The organism is Pedobacter sp. AJM (assembly GCF_002197755.1).
Lineage (GTDB): Bacteria > Bacteroidota > Bacteroidia > Sphingobacteriales > Sphingobacteriaceae > Pedobacter.
In genome coordinates, this window is the sequence record NZ_NHOT01000006.1 from 43,899 (window position 1) to 60,268 (window position 16,370).

The following is a 16,370-nucleotide window of genomic DNA, read 5'->3' on the forward strand; positions in this document are numbered from 1 at the left end:
CATTATGCAATCAAGTTCAGGAACTTTTTTCGTAGTTGATAGTCAATTTCACCTATCCTTTTCATTGAAGAATTGTCAATTAACCATTCAGTTGGTTAAACAATTTTTCATTCCTCAAACTTTACGCTGGTAAATATTACATTTGCAATATGAATACTGGCTTACAGCTTTATAATACGCTTTCACGTAAGAAAGAACTTTTTCAACCACTTAATGCAAACCATGTGGGCATGTATGTATGTGGCCCTACAGTTTACAGCGATGTGCATTTAGGCAATTGCCGTACCTTTATATCTTTCGATTTAATTTTCAGGTACCTTAAATATTTAGGTTTTAAGGTTCGTTATGTGCGTAATATTACCGATGCCGGCCACCTGGAAGGTGATCGCGATGAAGGAGATGATAAATTTGCCAAACGTGCTAAACTGGAACAGTTGGAGCCTATGGAAATTGTACAGAAATACACTTTAGGTTTTCATGATGTGTTACGCATGTTTAATACTTTACCTCCGAGTATAGAACCTACAGCAACCGGTCACATCATCGAGCAGATTGAAATGATTAAGGTCATTATCGCCAATGGTTACGGTTACGAGATTGGTGGCAATGTTTATTTTGATGTTGAAAAATACAGCAAGGAATATAATTACACCATCCTCACCAACAGAAATCTGGAGGATATGCTCAATAACACCCGTGAATTGGGTGGCCAGGATGAAAAACGCGGCCGTTTAGATTTTGCCTTATGGATTAAAGCAAAACCAGAAACCTTAATGCAATGGCAATCGCCCTGGGGTTTGGGTTTTCCAGGCTGGCACATCGAATGTTCAGCCATGAGCGCTAAATACCTGGGCGATGAATTTGATATTCACGGCGGTGGGATGGATCTTGCAGCTACACATCATACCAATGAAATCGCGCAATCTGAAGCCTGCAGCCATAAACAGCCTGCCCGTTACTGGATGCACACCAATATGCTTACGGTAAATGGTACGCGGATGTCCAAATCTGCAGGTAATGGTTTTCTCCCTTTAGAATTATTCACTGGTGATCATCCGCTCCTGAAAAAAGGCTATAGCCCGATGACGGTTAAGTTTTTTATGCTTCAGGCACACTACCGCAGTACACTGGATTTCTCAAATGATGCTTTGGATGCTTCTGAAAAAGGTTTCAGAAGGCTAATGGCCGCGATTAGTTTGCTGGATAAATTAACCGTATCCGACACAAGTGACTTTAATATAGAAGGAATCAAAGAGAAGTGCATCAATGCAATGAACGATGATTTTAACAGCCCGATTTTAATTGCCGAATTATTTGAAGCCGTTAGAATTATCAACACAGTATATGATGGAAAAGCCAAAATTTCTGCAGATCAGCTGGAGCAGTTAAAGCAATTGATTAACGACTTCGTTTTTGATATCCTCGGACTAAAAGATGAAGATGCCGGAAGTAATGACCTGAACGGTGTGTTGGATATGGTGATTGATCTGCGTACAGAGGCTAAGGCCAATAAGGATTATGCTACATCTGATAAAATCAGAATTGGTTTGCAGGAACTGGGCATTCAATTGAAAGATAGTAAAGAAGGAACAACCTGGAGTAAGGCATAATTAAGTCCGGAGTCTTAAGTCGGGAGTCTTAGGTCGGGAGTTTGGCGTCTGCCTGATTAAATGGCCAGCTATAAAATTTACCAAATGAATAAAAAACTTTTAATCATCCCATTAATTGGATTTATGGCATTTCAGGGATGTAAAAACAAATCGAAAACTGAAGCTACTGAAAATTCTTCCGGTGAGGAGGTCAAATTGGTTTCGCCAGCATTTAATGCTGATAGTGCCTACGTTTATACAAAGGCCCAGGTTGATTTTGGTCCGCGTATTCCGGGTACGCCAGCGCATCAGAAATGTGCAGATTACCTGGTGGCTAAGCTTAAATCTTTTGGTGCGACAGTCGAAATAACAGGTGAAAAAACCAGGACTTACGATGGGAAAACTTTTCAATTGAAAAATATTGAGGCCAGTTTTAATCCGGAGAAGAGAGAAAGGGTGCTGATTACCGCACATTGGGATGCCCGTCCGTTTTCTGATCAGGATACTGATCCATCGAATCATGATAAACCATTTGATGCGGCGAACGATGGTGCCAGTGGCGTAGCCGTAATTTTAGAAATGGCTCGCCAGATCGAGAAAAAACAGCCCAATGTAGGTATCGATTTTGTGCTGTGGGATCTGGAAGACTACGGTAAAGCAAATGATGAAACACCAGATGAGGTAACCTGGTGTTTAGGCTCTCAGTATTGGTCTAAAAATGCCATCGCAAAAGGCTATAAAGCCCGTTATGGTATCAATCTGGATATGGTTGGCGGCGGTAATGCACAATTTACGCAGGATGAAATTTCACGGCAGTCGGCACCGGCGGTGGTAAACAATGTATGGGCTATCGGTAATGAGATTGGCTATGGTTCCTATTTTGTAAATCTGCCCAGCGGAAAACTGGTTGATGATCATTTCTGGATGAACAAGGCTGGTATACCTTCAATAGATATTATCCATTATAACGATAACAGTGGTTTTTATATCAACTGGCATACACAATTGGATAACCTGGCCAATATTGATCGGAATACGCTTAAAGCTACCGGACAAACCGTACTGGAAACCATCTTTCGCGAAAAATAAATTGTGTAATTGTTAATTACTTTTAAAGTCAGCGAACTGATAAAATTTTATATTCGCACAACTATACTTAAACACATATAATGAAAACAATATTTTCAACAGCAATCGTATCACTTTTAGCGCTGAGTGCATTTGCGCAAAAAAATGATGGAACTACAAAATCTCTGGTTAATGCAGAAAAAGATTTCGCAAAATCGGTTGCAAAAAGTGGCGATAAAGATGCCTATCTGGCACATTCATTAGCGAGTGCTTTGGTGTTTCGTCCAAATCCGGTTAATGTGAAAACATATTATAATGCCCAAACCAATAGCGAAAAATCAGTTACCTGGGAGCCTAACTTAGCGCAGGTTTCACACAGTGGTGATTTAGGTTTTACTACCGGTCCGTATATGGTTGATGGTGCAGAGAAAAAATATGGCCAATATTTATCCATCTGGAAATCAGAAAATGGTAAATGGAAGCTGGCTATTGATTTGGAAACCTCAAGCAATAAGCCGCTGGGTCAAACCGCAGCAAAATTTATTGAACCGAAAGATCATGTTGCACCCAAGTTTTTAAATGAAAAAGAAATTAAAGCCGGAAAGGATATTATTCTCACCACTGAGAAAACCTTGAATACCTTTTTAAAAACGCATGGTGTTGCAGCTTTTGGTGGTTTCTTGACAGATGATGCAAGAGTGTTATTCCCAGGGAATGACCTGATCACCGGGAAAGGTAAAATTGTTTCGTTTTATAACGGAATGATTAGTAAAATCAACCTGAAAACCACAGGCGTAGATAAAGCCTTGGGCAGTGATTTAGCCTATACCTTCGGAGTAGCCACCATAGATTATAAAGCAGATTTACGTGAAAGTTTTAATTACGTTTTCGTATATGAAAAAGCCACTGATGCGAGCTGGAACCTGATTGTACAAGCATTTGTTCCCGCTGAAAGATAGTAACCCAAAATGTGAATTAAACGAGCTTTCTGTAAAAGGAAAGCTTTTTTTATTTCTAACGGGCGAAGAATGCAAACCTGTTATCCAATTATTTTACAACTTAAATCCGGGTTTTACGTTTACCCTAAAAACAAAATTTATGCATAAAAAACTATTTATCCTATCTGCTATCATGCTGTTGTTCTTTCAGGCGTCGGCACAAAAAAGGAAGTTTGATGTTCAGGGCAAAGCAGGAGCGAGAGGCATTATGCCCGAAAATACAATTGAAGGCATGTTGAAAGCCCTGGATTTAGGCGTAACCACATTAGAGATGGATGCGGTAATTTCAAAGGATAAACAGGTTGTTTTATCTCAGGAACCTTATTTTAACAATGAAATTTCATTATTGCCCAATGGCAAGCCCATTTCTTTTAAGGATCAGAAAAACTACAATATTTATCAGATGGATTATGAGCAGGTGAAAAAATTTGATGTAGGAAGTAAGATTCATGCCCGTTTTCCAGGGCAAATGAAATTCAAGGCTTATAAACCTTTGCTCTCCGAAACGATAGATGCTGTAGAAGCCTATATAAAGGAACACCGCTTAGCCAAACCGGTTTACAGTATTGAAACCAAAACCATCAAAAATGGCGATAATGAATTCCATCCGGAACCTGCAGAATTTATAGAATTGATTATGGATGTAGTGAATGCTAAAAAAATCGCTAAAAGGGTAATCATCGAATCTTTTGATATGCGAACCTTACAATATCTACATGAAAAATATCCTAAAGTGAAAACTTCCTTACTCATTGATGAGAAAGAACCTTTTGAGGATTATATTGAAAAATTAGGTTTTAAACCTACCATCTATAGCCCATATTCGGTTCTGGTTGGCAAAGGCCTGGTGGATCGTTGCCATGAAATGGGTATTAAAATCATTCCATGGACGGTGAATACGGTTAAGGATCTGAAGTATTTTATGAGCCTGGGGGTAGACGGTGTCATTACTGATTTTCCCAATCTGATGCATCAGGTGAAATAAAATCCATAAAAAAAGCGATGATGTCATCGCTTTTTTTATTCCTGTAATTTTCTAGTGGTGAGATGCCTCGCCCTCTTCAGCTTTTGAATGTGGCTTCTCCGTTTTCTCATGAGAAGTTGATTCTTCTGCATGATGAAAAATTGGTCTGGTGAATGCTACAAGAAGAATTAAAACAATAATCCATGCGGCTAAAGGTAGTGTCCAAATCCCTTTTGTTTCCTGAACCGGAGCGTGTGAATCGTGAGCTGACATATTTAATATTTTTGATTTTTAAATGAATGCTGTGATAAGTGTGGTAAAGATAATAACAAAAAATATAAAATAAAGATTTACAATGTGATTTGTCGTGCAGATAATTAATGCTTGTTCGTTTTAAATGTAAATTAATTATCCGGCTGCCGGATCAGGAATGAAGCGCATAATAGATAGCGATTTTAACAGGTTTTGATCATTGTAGGATAGGGTTATATAATGACGACCTTTTTTAAAAAGCAGCTTTGTACCATTTGAATAGAAGCTGCCATCACTAAGTTTTGACTTTTTTACATTATACTTCTTAAATTTAGCCATGGCCTCATCGATTGTCGTTTTATTCAGTACCAGATTAAAAGGCAAGCCTGAAAGGATGATATACCGATCGTCGGGAATACTGAACCAGATATCATTGACTGTCTTCTTATCTCCGATATTGGTGTAGACGCCTAAACCTGATGAGGTAATCCATTCTGCATATCGCTCTCCATCATTCTCATCATCTGTAATAATGGTTTTTGCATGTAAAGCTGCAGAAATTTTATCAGTGGTTTGTGGGAGAATAAATTCAGCATTTTTATCTAGTAAAGTGTTTAAGCCAGCATTTTTTTGAGCAAAAGCAGTTGCTAATAACAATTGAAACAGGATAAAAAGGGTGAATGCTTTGGTTTTCATCTGAATGTTTTTAGGATTAAACAATTTATGTTTAAAGATATCAAAATAAACAAATGATAAAAAGTACTACCTGGAAAATGAAAATTAAGAAGGTATTATGTTAAATCAAAGATGCTAGAAAAGATCTTTGATAATCTTCTCAATAGATAAGCCTTCTGCTTCCGCACGGTAATTGCGAACAATTCGGTGGCGAAGAATCGGTTCTGCAACCGCCTGAACATCTTCGATATCTGGGGCGTATTTGCCAGTTACGGCAGCATGGCATTTCGCACCCAAAACAAGAAACTGTGAAGCCCTTGGGCCAGCACCCCAACTGATGTATTTATTTACCGCCTCTGTTGCAAATTCACTATGTGGACGAGTTTTAGAAGCCAGCTTTACCGCGTATTCCAAAACATTATCGGTTACCGGAATTTCCCTGATCAGTTGTTGGAAGTATTGAATATCATCTGCATGAATAATTTTTTGTAACTGAATGGTTTTGTTACTGGTGGTGTTCCGGACAATATTCAACTCATCTGCAAATGACGGGTAGTTTAACTGGATATTAAACATAAACCGATCCAGCTGTGCCTCAGGCAGGGGATAGGTACCTTCCTGTTCGATCGGATTTTGAGTCGCTAAAACAAAAAAGGGTTTGGGTAAAACGTGGGTTTGTCCGGCGGCGGTAACTGATTTTTCCTGCATGGCTTCCAGCAAGGCTGCCTGTGTTTTTGGAGGCGTCCGGTTAATCTCATCCGCCAGGATAATATTAGAGAAAACAGGCCCTTTGATAAATTTAAAGTGCCTGTCTTCTCCTAAAATTTCTGCGCCAATAATATCACTTGGCATTAAATCCGGTGTAAATTGAATCCGGTTAAAGTCCAGATCCAGTACTGCAGCTACAGTTTGAACGAGTAGGGTTTTAGCCAATCCGGGAACGCCAACCAGCAGACAGTGTCCGTTACTGAAGATGGCGATTAAAACAGATTTGATGATTTCATCTTGCCCAACAACCACTTTACCAATTTCAGCTTTAATGTTATTGAAAGCCAGGTGAAGTGCGTTGACAGCTTCTACTTCATTTTTGTACTGCATTCGTTTTATTTTGCGGCTGTGGAGGTTTTAGTCCAGATTTTTAACTCATTACAAGTGTTGAATTCATCGTCAATTTTAATATAAGTGCTTTCACGACGTTTTTCAAACCATTCGCTTAAAGTACGATTAATTTTATCACTTTGGGCAGCATCCCTGATTTTTGGAAAATCCTGAGCAAGATTAGCTTTATGAGGTGGAATTTTCGACTTTAAATACAATATGCGATAGGCTTGTTTGCCATCGGCAGCGGTATAAAGATTGGGCTTTGAAACGGCTCCGATTTTCATCGTATCAATCACTAAAAATACAGATGGATCTAACTTGTCAATCGGAATGAAAGTACTTCTGGCCTGTACATTTTCTGCGTTCAGCATCATTCCGCCATTAAATTTCGTTTCCTTGTTATCAGAATATAAACTTGCTGCGGCGGCAAAACTTACCTTTTTTGAAGCAATATTATTGTAAATACTATCGGCATGAAGTTTTAAACGGGTTAAACTTTCAGGCGTTGTTGCTGGTCTTACCAATATATGACGCGCATGTACCTGTTCACCACGGCGTTCAATCACCTGTAAAATGTGAAAACCAAATTCTGTTTCAAAAACAGGAGACATTTCGCCGGCTTTAAGTTTAAAAGCCCAGGCTGTAAATTCTTTCGCCATGGTACTCCGGTCAAAGAAGCCTAAATCACCACCATCAGCTGATGAGCCTGGATCTTCAGAATAGGTTTTAGCCAGAACACCAAAATCATCACCACCTTTTATTCTTAAACGAAGGGCTTCAATCTTATCATGAAATCTTTGTTTCTCTGCTTTGGTTAGTTTCGGGTCTAAGATAATTTCTCCAACTTCCACTTCAGTGTTAAATTCAGGAATACTATCGCCAAGGCTTTTGAAGTATTTTTCAACCTCCATTGGTGTGACATTAATGTTTTCGGTAATTTTTGCCTGCATTTTCTGAGCAATCAATTCATCTTTTACTGACGGTCTGATCTCATCTTTATACTGCAATACAGATTTGTTTAAGAACTGTTCTAAACGCTCTTGACCGCCTGCACGCTGCATACTGTAACGCATCCGTTTATTCACTTCATCATCAACCTGTCCATCCTCAACCATAACCGAATCGATTTCTGCCTGTTGCTTTAAAAGTTTCTGGGTAAGTGTGTTTTGTAAAATCTTACATTTAACATCCTCATTTGCAGGATTGCCCTGGTAAAGATATTGTGTGTATTGTTGATTTAAATCAGAAAGGAGTACAATATTATTTCCTACAACAGCAGCAACTTTATCAATGTTATGTTTTCCTGTTTGAGCATAACTGTTTAAAAATAAGCAAATTAATGCGGTTGCTACTAAAAAAACTTTTTTCATTCTATTATTTATATTTTGCAATTATTATACGTATTCAGTATCAGTTTTTAAGGTTTGGTGAGTTTTTTCAATTCGCTTTCATTCACCTTAATCTGATATTTTTGTTTCAGGCCTTTAAGCCATTTTTCTTCCAGGTCTTGCTGGTAATCTGCGATCACTTCGCCTTTGATTTCACTTAAAGGTGCATGATAGTTCTTTTTGTGATCCTGGTAAAAATCCCTGATCTCCTGTTCATCCTCCTGTGCCTTACTCCAGATTTTCTGCTCAGAAACATTAAACATTAAAACGCCTTCACGGTATTCGTTGAGCAAAAAGTCGTAGTTTTTATTGACCCCGTTATTTTTTTTATGGGTTTCCAACGCAGTTTCATAAGCCTTAATTTCTTCCAGGTATACCTGATTTTTATCCAGCCCCATTTCGCGGGCATCCAAAACCTTCAGTTTAAAATTTATATACAAGTTCAGATAGGATGCTAACTCAGCATAATCTGAACTTACGCTACCCTTGTGGCTTTTTTTATAAGCCCAGAGAAATTCCTTTGAACTTATGGGTTTAGCATCAATTACAGCAACGTTTTGGGCAAACGAATAACTGCAAATAAAGCCGAAAACGAATAAGCCATAAGCCTTTTTTACATGGAGCACTCTGTAAATTTTAAAGGATAAAAGTAACAATAAGCGGCGCTATTATAAGATATTTAACTAATTTTAACAGAAATTATTATCCTGCAAAAATACGAATGGAAAACCAGCTTACCAACAATGCGAACGCTTTACGTTTATTTTTTACTGAAGAAGTATTTTTAGTGAAAGATGAAAGTGTGGAAATATCTCATCATGTTGCTGCAGAGCCTGTTTTAGAGGAGGCTTCTGTTGTAAGTAAAGTAGATACTAATGTTGCTGCACCCTTGGTTCATGCGGAAATTTCTTTGCCAGAGGATATCGAAATACCCAAAAACAAAACTGAAAACGGGGAAATTCTGCCTAATATAGCAGACTCAGTGACTGAAAAATCATTTAAGTTTTTGGGCGGAAATAAAAAATCAGTTTTGATTTTAGTGAATGATGGAACGAATGATGTGAGCACTGAACAGGGTAAAGAATTACTTCGGAAAATTGTAAAAGCTATAGATTTAGGAACTGCTGATTTTGCCTTGGTAAATTATGCTAATTATCCAGGCACTACCTTTGCATCTTTTCACCAGTTTTTCAAACCTGTAATTATGCTTTCTTTCGGTGTTGAAATTGCTGATTTACAATTGGAATACGAATGGCAAAATGAAATTATTAAACATGAAACTACTCGGATAATCTTTGCACCGAATCTGCACTATCTTGATGGTGATTTAGGTGCCAAGAAGTTGCTTTGGGCAAATCTTCAGAAAATTAAATAGTATCAAGTTGTTCGTATCAATTATCAAAATATTGTGTAAGTCAATTAATCAGGTTATTTTATAACATCAGTTGCACAACTTTCTCAAAAACCTAACTACCTAAGCACTTAATCCTAATGCATAAACTCGTTTTCGCCACCAACAATCAACATAAAACAGATGAAATCCGCCTGGCACTTGCTGGCCAGTATGAAATTTTAAACCTGAATGATATTGGTTGTACTGAAGACATTCCGGAAACGGCCGATACTTTTGAAGGCAATGCCACACTAAAAAGCAGTTATGTGGTAGAAAATTTTAAACTTGACTGTTTTGCCGACGACAGTGGTTTGGAAATCGAAGCCTTAAACAATGAACCTGGTATTTTTTCTGCCCGTTACAGTGGGAGCAGGGATACGGTAGAAAACATGCAGCTGGTTTTACAGAAATTAAAAGGGCAGACCAATCGTAGGGCAAAATTTAAAACGGTGATCTCACTCATGATCGCTGGGCAAAACCATATTTTTGAAGGGGTAATTGAAGGAACCATCAGAGAAAGCTTATCCGGCATTAAAGGATTTGGCTATGACCCTATTTTTCAGCCGAATGGTTATGATATTACCTTTGCTGAAATGGAGATGGAGGAGAAAAACAAAATCAGCCATAGGGCCATTGCACTGAAAAAGATGATGGAGTTTTTGAAAGGATAATGGATCATTTAATCTAACGTAGAAGTTATTGTCTCACCAATCTGCCTAAGTTGGAGGCACCAACTGATAGATGGAAAATTTTGTTTAGTAGTACTTTTTCTCAGGTACATCTTAAACTTATAATTTTTGAATTACTTTCTTTAAAGAATCTGCTTTCGGTAAAATAGGTTTGATCCCAAAATTAGCCGTATCAGCTAATTTTCCAGCAGGCAAGTTTTTATTCAGGTTTAAATTTACTTCTTTACCAGTTTTAGCCGGCGAGGAAACGGCTTTACCAGGTGCGATAGTTTTACCTGCAGCATTCGGTTTTACAGGTGCGGTTGCTTTTGCTTTGGTTTTAGGTTTTGCCTTCCCTGATGATCCTATAGCGTCTTTTTTGGTCTTTGGACGTTCCTTGGGTTTCCATGAGAAACCTTTCAGAACCTTATCTTTAGAAACCTTACTCTCCGGATTTAAAGCACCTTCAACCCCCTTGATGTATACAATATCCTGAATGTCGTTCTCATTATCCTGAAAAATAAACTTAATCCGGCTACTGAGTGTCTGGTTCATTTCTTTATATACTTTTGTGCTGTCATCCTGCGTATAATAAATACTTTCTGCATTACCATCCACATACATGGTTTTTAGTTTTCCCTTACTAAAAAAGCCAGTCATTAAACGCCCCTTAATCTGATTAAATCTTAATGAATCTTTAGGTGTATTCACTAAAAATGCATTTCTGATGGCCTGGAGGTTATTCAGTTTTTTATTCTTAAACTGCACATAAATGGTATCTGCAATTTGCTGCGAACCTTCTGACCAGATAATGGGGTTGACAAAACAGCGCAGGGTAGAATCGGCACTGGTGTAAAATACGCTGTCTGTCTTGGCCTGGATATTTGTTTTAAAGATTTTAACACCATGATAAGCCTTTATAATCCTCGCCTGTACAGTATCTGCCGGATTAAATTTTGTGGTATCATTTTTAGCCTGGCCGGGCTTCAAGGCCGATAGTACATTTTTACCGACTGTTTTAATATTGCTTTTATCAATTGTTTGAGCCAGGCTATCTGCTTTACCAGCAGCTTTTTTAATATTATCTGTTTTAATGGCTTTAGTTACTGTAGTGTCGGCCTTAATCTTGGGTAAGCTCTTCACAATACTATCTGCCTTGTCTTTTAATATATTTCCCTTCTTTAAACTATCTGTGTTTAACTGCGGTAATTTTTTAGACAGTGAATCTACAGGAACAGTTGTTGGTACACTGATTGGCGCGGTGTTTTTTGTGTCATCTTTAGGTTTGTTTTTAGCACGCTTATCATTTTTGGAAAGTTGATTTTTCCTGTCGCCAAGCTTACTTTCCGTGTTTTTTGCAGGCATTTCTTCAGGCGACTCCGCACCATCTTTTTTCCCTTCGTCTTCATCATCTTCCCCCACTTCATTGTCAGATTTTATCGAAATTTTGGGAATCAGTTTCAGGGTTTTCTGTAAAACCATTTGTGTTTCAAGCGTATCTGCACCCATCCATAAACTATCCGGGCGCTTTTTGTCATTCACCATGATAGAATCTTCTGTGCCAATCCCCATGTAAGCATTGCGGGTAACCAATGTCCGTTGATCCGCTTTGTAGTAAAAGCCAAGATCTCCAAACATTTTCATTTTATCTTTGGTATCAGAAAACACAATATTTTTTACCGCCTTGCCATAGCCGATTTTACCATAGTAATATAAACTATCCCCCTTAAGTGATCTGGTGCCCTGTGTGTAAAGATTTTTTTTTCCGAAATAAGCATCTTCTGTAGTGGTGTTGTAGGCGCCATTTTCGGTGTAAAGATTATCGTCTTTCCCTTTGATATTTGTCGGGCCATAAAAATAGGTCCATTTGGTTTGCGTGTTGTACCGAAGCGTATCTGATTTAATGGTTACCTGAGGGGTAACCGCCACCACATTGTACCTGAAATAGGCATCATTACTTCCGCTAAAATAGTAGCCGTTTTTACTGGTCAATGTAACTTGTTGATTCACAATTTTACCGCCGCTGGTATAAGTTCCTATTTTGCTGACAGTATTGTAATCTAAAATATCAGTCGTTAAAACCGATGTAGGATCAGTCATCCGAACATTTCCGGTTAAATGGGCCTGCTTTTTGTTTCCATCATATTGCAGTTGTTCAGAATAAATATCGGTGGTAAGCTGATTGATGTGCACATTTCTGTAAGCCTCGAAATAATTCCGCTTGTTGTAAAAAACCGCACTATCACAGGTAAGCGTGGCATTATCCTGCTGAAAAACCGGATTTCTAAGATATGTAATGCTGTTTTTCATATCTCCGTTAATTTTGGAGTATGAAACAATTTTAATCTGCTTTTGGCCGAATAGTAAAATAGGACTGATTAAAAGAAATATAAAAACAAATATTTTTTGCACCCTACAAAGTTAGTTTTTTGTTCCGAACGTTCGGAATACCAGTTAAAATTAAATATTTTTGGTGGATGTTACCCTTATCTCCATTTCAGGATTTTATCACAAAACACAAGTTGTTTAGCAGTGGTAACAAGATTCTCTTAGCCGTTAGCGGAGGAAAAGATTCTGTATTGATGTTGCATTTGTTTAAGGCGATAGGCGTTAATATTGGTGTGGCACATTGTAATTTTAATTTAAGGGGTGATGAAGCGCAGCGCGACGAAAATTTCGTTAAAATACTTGCTGAAACCCTTGATCTTCCGTTGCATATAACGCATTTTGATACTAAAAAATATGCAGCCGAAAATAAAATTTCTACGCAGATGGCTGCCCGTTATTTACGTTATTCCTGGTTTGAAGAGATCAGGCTGGCACATCAGTATGATTATATTGCTTTAGCACAGCACCAGAACGATGCCATTGAGACGGTATTGATTAATCTGATTCGCGGAACCGGAATCAGTGGTTTGCATGGCATTCTACCAAAAAAACAACATCTGATCCGTCCGCTTTTGTTTTTAAGCAGGGAAGAGATTGATGAAATTGTAACAGCAGAAAATATTTCTTTTGTAGAAGACAGCTCTAACGTAAGTACGCACTATACCCGGAATAAACTGCGGCTACAGGTGATTCCGCATTTACAGGATATTAATCCCAACCTTGAAAAAACTTTTGCCGAAAATATTGCCCGCTTTACAGAACTTGAAAACTTTCTGGAACTGGAGGTGGCTAAACTCCGAACTAAATTAATCCACAAAAAGGTTGATGGCTTGTATATTGCCTTAGATGAAATTGCCAGATTGAATCCGCAAAAGCTCCTGTTGTATGAGTTGCTAAAACCCTATCATTTTACAGCCACTGTAGCTGAAGAGATTTTAGATAGTTTAAACGCAGTGAGCGGAACGCATTTTTTCAGTTCCACGCATCAGGCGATTATCAACAGGAACGATTTGGTGATTGTAGAAAAGCATGCCGGTAACCTTCTTAATCAGTTTGTTCATCCTGCTACAGCTAAAATTGATTTTGGGGATGCTACTATTTTTGTACACTATTCCACCGAAATAAAGTTTGAGGTCAATGCGGAGAAAGCATTCGTAAATGCTGATCAACTTATTTTCCCTTTGGTGATTAGAAATTGGCAAAATGGTGATAAATTTATTCCACTAGGCATGAAGATGTTTAAAAAGGTCAGTGATTTTTTTATTGATGAGAAAGTGCCGCTGCACGTCAAGCATAACACGCCCATCCTGGTAAACGGAAACGGAGATATTATCTGGGTTGCAGGTATGCGGCAGGATAATCGATATAAATTAACTACAGCAACAAAAAAAGTTGCTATATTCGAACTCGAAAATTATTAAGTGGAAAGCAAATACGCCTATATCGAAAAACAATACATTGGTCGGGATTATGTTCGCATTTTCATCAGGTTAATTATGGCCGCCTTCTGCTTTGCTGCTTATGTTTACGAGCGTGACCGCGATAATACACAAGATCTTTTTCTGGTAGTGGGTTTTGGAATCATTGGTGTTTCCATGCTGTTGCTTTTCTTAATTCAGTATAAAATCATTGTGGATAACGGAAGTATGATACTGGATGGATTGTGGACAACAAAACGCGTAAAGATTGATTTGAACAGTATTGTTGATGTGCGTAAGGCTACTTATAGCCGTTATTTTTTTAATAACCCGGTTTATAACCTGCATACCAAAGGCACCATCCGTTTTTACTCCTCTGGTAAAGATGCCGTAGTATTAACTGATCGCGATGGGCTGGAATATTTTATTGGCACCCAAAGACCAAATGAACTTTTTCTGGTGATTAAGGAAGAAATGAGAAATTTAAAATAATTAAATTGACGCATTAAACTGCTTATACTGATTGTGCTATAATTTTTTTTAGAAAACTTAATCTACGAATCTACGGCCTGACTGGCCAAAGTTTTTATTGCAATACCCCGACACATATTATAGATTAAAATCGGCTACATTTGTGGCAACAACAACGCATTTATAAATGAAGATAGGAATTGTTTGCTACCCAACCTTTGGCGGTAGTGGAGTCGTTGCAACTGAGCTTGGAAAGGCACTTGCAAATGAAGGGCACCAGGTTCATTTTATCACCTACAGCCAGCCAGCCAGGTTGGATTTTTTCTCTGCAAATTTATTTTATCACGAAGTTTCCGTAAGAGATTACCCGCTTTTTGATTATGCACCATATGAATCTGCACTTGCCAGTAAACTGGTTGACGTTGTTCGTTTTGAACAGCTGGATGTGTTGCATGTTCATTATGCCATTCCACATGCTTCAGCTGCTTTTATGGCCAAACAGATTCTGGCCAGTTATGGTATCCATATCCCGGTGGTGACTACTTTACACGGAACAGATATTACGCTTGTAGGTAAAGATCCGACCTACAAACCAGTGGTTACTTTTTCTATCAACCAGAGTGATGGGGTGACTACTGTTTCGGATGACTTGAGGGAAGACACTTATAACCATTTCGAGATCAAAAAAGACATTAAGGTTATTCCTAATTTTATTGATTTCACCAGGTTTAGTTTGCAGGCTAAAGATCACTTTAAAAAGGCAATTGCGCCAAATAACGAGCGAATCCTGATTCATACTTCGAATTTCAGAAAAGTGAAACGCACCGCAGATGTAATCAGAATTTTCGAAAAAGTTCAGGCCGTGATTCCTTCGAAACTGTTGATGGTAGGTGACGGACCAGAACGTGCTTATGATGAACAACTCTGTCGAAATTTAAATATTGGAGAAAATGTACGATTTCTGGGCAAACAGGATGCTGTAGAAGAAATCCTGTCTGTTTCTGACCTGTTTTTAATGCCTTCAGAGTCTGAAAGTTTCGGATTAGCCGCACTGGAAGCTATGGCTTGTAAAGTGCCAGCCATTACTACAAATGCCGGCGGTTTACCAGAATTAAATGTAAATGGTTTCTGTGGTTATATGAGTGATGTTGGTGATGTAGATGCAATGGCTGCTAATGCTATTGCCATTTTAAAAGACGACGATACTTTAAAGCAGTTCAAAGAAAATGCTTTTAAAAGGGCACAGGATTTTGATTTGAAAAAGATTCTGCCATCTTACGTAGAGTTTTACAGGGAAGTTATACAGCATAGTAAATAAGTTTAATTGATCAAAAAAGTGAGTCGCTGGGTTGCCTGGCGACTTTTTTTATGGATATAAATTTTTGAAATCTTTTTCTGACGATATATTCGATATAGGAATAAAAATCTTTTGAACATATTTATGATGTAAGGTTCTTATAAAGAAATCATTATCAAATTAAACTTTCTCAAAATCAAATCATTATAAATCGTACCTTTGCGCCAAATGAAAAAGATAGTAGATTACAGAAAGCTTTTGAACGTAGATAAAACGGCCGAGCTTGCAGCGCTTAAGTCGGTTTACCGCACCCTAATGAAAGAGTATCACCCTGATAAATTCCAGGTAGAGGAAGAGAAATTAGCGGCAGAAGCTAGAAGTAAAGAAATTATAGAAGCTTACCATTTCCTGGTAAGTATTGCACCGGAAACCCGTGAGCAAAACATTGAGACATATAACCACACGATAACAAATTCTAATATTTTAGATTTTGAGTACAAACAATCAGTTTTGAATATTCAGTTTTTTGATGGAAGTGCTTATGAATACTTTGATGTGCCCAGAGCCATCTACATTAAATTAGTGAATGCCGATTCTCCTGGTCGTTTTGCCCGTCGTCACATCTGTAATTCATTCCCTTATCGTAATGTGGCTAAGGTAGCAGAACCTGCTTAGTTTAAACTTAAAATATTGATTAGAG

General features: G+C 38.0%; 16 protein-coding genes. 10 read left to right on the forward strand and 6 right to left on the reverse strand.

Annotation, left to right across the window (positions count from 1 at the left end):
* The first annotated feature begins 149 nt into the window (after window positions 1-149).
* The 4 genes from cysS (at window position 150) to CBW18_RS13490 (ending at window position 4,640) form a co-directional block, all read left to right on the forward strand.
* Entirely contained in the window at window positions 150-1,610 is a 1,461-nt protein-coding gene (gene cysS, locus CBW18_RS13475) for a cysteine--tRNA ligase (protein ID WP_088301869.1), read from the forward strand.
* A gap of 84 nt (window positions 1,611-1,694) precedes the next feature.
* Window positions 1,695-2,678: a M28 family peptidase gene (locus CBW18_RS13480; protein WP_172406531.1), complete on the forward strand. Its 984-nt coding sequence runs from the start codon at window positions 1,695-1,697 to the stop codon at window positions 2,676-2,678.
* An 80-nt stretch (window positions 2,679-2,758) separates the two neighbouring features.
* Window positions 2,759-3,616, forward strand: a complete 858-nt coding sequence (locus CBW18_RS13485) for a DUF4440 domain-containing protein (RefSeq protein WP_088301871.1) — start codon at window positions 2,759-2,761, stop codon at window positions 3,614-3,616.
* Between the two features lie 139 nt (window positions 3,617-3,755).
* Complete coding sequence (locus tag CBW18_RS13490) at window positions 3,756-4,640, forward strand: glycerophosphodiester phosphodiesterase family protein (RefSeq protein ID WP_088302010.1); 885 nt, start codon at window positions 3,756-3,758, stop codon at window positions 4,638-4,640.
* A 51-nt stretch (window positions 4,641-4,691) separates the two neighbouring features.
* Here the strand turns inward: CBW18_RS13490 and CBW18_RS13495 are convergent, their stop codons facing one another.
* From CBW18_RS13495 to CBW18_RS13515, 5 genes are all read right to left on the reverse strand, one after another.
* The gene (locus CBW18_RS13495; RefSeq protein ID WP_088301872.1) at window positions 4,692-4,892 is read right to left on the reverse strand and encodes a hypothetical protein; all 201 of its coding nucleotides are present in this window, start codon (window positions 4,890-4,892) and stop codon (window positions 4,692-4,694) included.
* A gap of 135 nt (window positions 4,893-5,027) precedes the next feature.
* Window positions 5,028-5,567 (reverse strand): hypothetical protein, encoded by a 540-nt coding sequence (locus CBW18_RS13500; protein ID WP_140418681.1) that lies wholly within the window; start codon window positions 5,565-5,567, stop codon window positions 5,028-5,030.
* Between the two features lie 114 nt (window positions 5,568-5,681).
* Window positions 5,682-6,644: a MoxR family ATPase gene (locus CBW18_RS13505; protein WP_088301874.1), complete on the reverse strand. Its 963-nt coding sequence runs from the start codon at window positions 6,642-6,644 to the stop codon at window positions 5,682-5,684.
* A 5-nt stretch (window positions 6,645-6,649) separates the two neighbouring features.
* Window positions 6,650-8,017, reverse strand: a complete 1,368-nt coding sequence (locus tag CBW18_RS13510) for a peptidylprolyl isomerase (RefSeq protein WP_088301875.1) — start codon at window positions 8,015-8,017, stop codon at window positions 6,650-6,652.
* A gap of 47 nt (window positions 8,018-8,064) precedes the next feature.
* Complete coding sequence (locus CBW18_RS13515; RefSeq protein ID WP_088301876.1) at window positions 8,065-8,661, reverse strand: hypothetical protein; 597 nt, start codon at window positions 8,659-8,661, stop codon at window positions 8,065-8,067.
* A gap of 95 nt (window positions 8,662-8,756) precedes the next feature.
* Between CBW18_RS13515 and CBW18_RS13520 the strand changes: the two genes are divergently transcribed.
* Both CBW18_RS13520 and CBW18_RS13525 read left to right on the forward strand, forming a co-directional pair.
* On the forward strand, window positions 8,757-9,410 hold the full coding sequence (locus tag CBW18_RS13520; protein ID WP_088301877.1) for a hypothetical protein: 654 nt from the start codon (window positions 8,757-8,759) through the stop codon (window positions 9,408-9,410).
* A 116-nt stretch (window positions 9,411-9,526) separates the two neighbouring features.
* Complete coding sequence (locus tag CBW18_RS13525) at window positions 9,527-10,099, forward strand: non-canonical purine NTP diphosphatase (protein WP_088301878.1); 573 nt, start codon at window positions 9,527-9,529, stop codon at window positions 10,097-10,099.
* Between the two features lie 117 nt (window positions 10,100-10,216).
* Here the strand turns inward: CBW18_RS13525 and CBW18_RS13530 are convergent, their stop codons facing one another.
* On the reverse strand, window positions 10,217-12,406 hold the full coding sequence (locus tag CBW18_RS13530) for an OstA-like protein (RefSeq protein ID WP_253249035.1): 2,190 nt from the start codon (window positions 12,404-12,406) through the stop codon (window positions 10,217-10,219).
* A 167-nt stretch (window positions 12,407-12,573) separates the two neighbouring features.
* Here CBW18_RS13530 and tilS point away from each other — a divergent pair, with 167 nt between their 5' ends.
* The 4 genes from tilS to CBW18_RS13550 all read left to right on the forward strand — a co-directional run bounded on the left by tilS (window position 12,574) and on the right by CBW18_RS13550 (window position 16,345).
* On the forward strand, window positions 12,574-13,905 hold the full coding sequence (gene tilS, locus CBW18_RS13535; protein ID WP_088301880.1) for a tRNA lysidine(34) synthetase TilS: 1,332 nt from the start codon (window positions 12,574-12,576) through the stop codon (window positions 13,903-13,905).
* A complete protein-coding gene (locus CBW18_RS13540; RefSeq protein WP_010601266.1) occupies window positions 13,906-14,394 on the forward strand; it encodes a hypothetical protein in 489 nt (162 codons plus the stop codon).
* A gap of 166 nt (window positions 14,395-14,560) precedes the next feature.
* Window positions 14,561-15,691 (forward strand): N-acetyl-alpha-D-glucosaminyl L-malate synthase BshA, encoded by a 1,131-nt coding sequence (bshA, locus tag CBW18_RS13545; protein ID WP_088301881.1) that lies wholly within the window; start codon window positions 14,561-14,563, stop codon window positions 15,689-15,691.
* 207 nt (window positions 15,692-15,898) lie between these two features.
* Window positions 15,899-16,345, forward strand: coding sequence for a KTSC domain-containing protein (locus CBW18_RS13550; protein WP_088301882.1), 447 nt, complete (start codon window positions 15,899-15,901; stop codon window positions 16,343-16,345).
* The last annotated feature ends 25 nt before the right edge of the window (window positions 16,346-16,370 follow it).